Source organism: Lentzea sp. NPDC055074, assembly GCF_053608005.1.
In genome coordinates this window covers 1-2060 of record NZ_JBSGUQ010000045.1, presented here as the reverse complement: position 1 = coordinate 2060, position 2060 = coordinate 1, and the positions used below count along the sequence as shown (strand labels likewise).

Annotated in this window: 1 rRNA gene; it reads right to left on the bottom strand. The window is 56.3% G+C overall.

What is annotated here, in order from left to right:
* A 23S ribosomal RNA gene (locus ACWF7A_RS44010) occupies positions 1–2060 on the bottom strand; the annotation flags it as partial.

The window sequence follows — 2060 nt, the reverse complement described above, 5'->3', positions numbered from 1 at the left end:
AGGATGGTTATAGTTACCACCGCCGTTTACTGGCGCTTAAGTTCTCAGCTTCGCAACCCCGAAAGGTGACTAACCGGTCCCCTTAACGTTCCAGCACCGGGCAGGCGTCAGTCCGTATACATCGCCTTACGGCTTCGCACGGACCTGTGTTTTTAGTAAACAGTCGCTTCTCGCTGGTCTCTGCGGCCACCCCCAGCTCAAGAAGCAAGTTCGATCACCAGTGATGGCCCCCCTTCTCCCGAAGTTACGGGGGCATTTTGCCGAGTTCCTTAACCATAGTTCACCCGAACGCCTCGGTATTCTCTACCTGACCACCTGAGTCGGTTTAGGGTACGGGCCGCCATGAAACTCGCTAGAGGCTTTTCTCGACAGCATAGGATCATCCACTTCACCACAATCGGCTCGGCATCAGGTCTCAGGCTTAATGTGTGACGGATTTGCCTATCACACGGCCTACACCCTTACCCCGGGACAACCACCGCCCGGGATGGACTACCTTCCTGCGTCACCCCATCACTCACCTACTACCAGCTTGGGTCACCGGCTCCACCACTTTCCTTTCCCCGAAGGGTCCGGAACGGCTTCACGGACTTAGCATCACCTGATTCGATGTTTGACGCTTCACAGCGGGTACCGGAATATCAACCGGTTATCCATCGACTACGCCTGTCGGCCTCGCCTTAGGTCCCGACTTACCCTGGGCAGATCAGCTTGACCCAGGAACCCTTAGTCAATCGGCGCACACGTTTCTCACGTGTGTATCGCTACTCATGCCTGCATTCTCACTCGTGAACCGTCCACCACTCGCTTCCGCGGCGGCTTCACCCGGCACACGACGCTCCCCTACCCATCACGATCCCCGTTGGGGGTATATATCGCAATGACACGACTTCGGCGGTACGCTTGAGCCCCGCTACATTGTCGGCGCGGAATCACTTGACCAGTGAGCTATTACGCACTCTTTCAAGGGTGGCTGCTTCTAAGCCAACCTCCTGGTTGTCTCTGCGACTCCACATCCTTTCCCACTTAGCGTACGCTTAGGGGCCTTAGTCGATGCTCTGGGCTGTTTCCCTCTCGACCATGGAGCTTATCCCCCACAGTCTCACTGCCGTGCTCTCACTTACCGGCATTCGGAGTTTGGCTAAGGTCAGTAACCCGGTAGGGCCCATCGCCTATCCAGTGCTCTACCTCCGGCAAGAAACACACGACGCTGCACCTAAATGCATTTCGGGGAGAACCAGCTATCACGGAGTTTGATTGGCCTTTCACCCCTAACCACAGGTCATCCCCCAGGTTTTCAACCCTGGTGGGTTCGGTCCTCCACGAAGTCTTACCTCCGCTTCAACCTGCCCATGGCTAGATCACTCCGCTTCGGGTCTTGAGCGTGCTACTCAATCGCCCTATTCGGACTCGCTTTCGCTACGGCTTCCCCACACGGGTTAACCTCGCAACACACCGCAAACTCGCAGGCTCATTCTTCAAAAGGCACGCAGTCACGACCCATTGGTAAACCAATGAGCGACGCTCCCACGGCTTGTAGGCACACGGTTTCAGGTACTATTTCACTCCGCTCCCGCGGTACTTTTCACCATTCCCTCACGGTACTATCCGCTATCGGTCACCAGGGAATATTTAGGCTTAGCGGGTGGTCCCGCCAGATTCACACGGGATTTCTCGGGCCCCGTGCTACTTGGGTGTCTCTCAAACGAGCCGTTAATGTTTCAGCTACGGGGGTCTTACCCTCTACGCCGGACCTTTCGCATGTCCTTCGCCTACATCAACGGTTTCTGACTCGTCTCACAGCCGGCAGACTGTGAAAGAGAGATCCCACAACCCCGCATGCGCAACCCCTGCCGGGTATCACACGCATACGGTTTGGCCTCATCCAGTTTCGCTCGCCACTACTCCCGGAATCACGGTTGTTTTCTCTTCCTGAGGGTACTGAGATGTTTCACTTCCCCTCGTTCCCTCCACACTGCCTATGTGTTCAGCAGCGGGTGACAGCCCATGACGACTGCCGGGTTTCCCCATTCGGAAACCCCCGGATCAAAGCCTGGTTG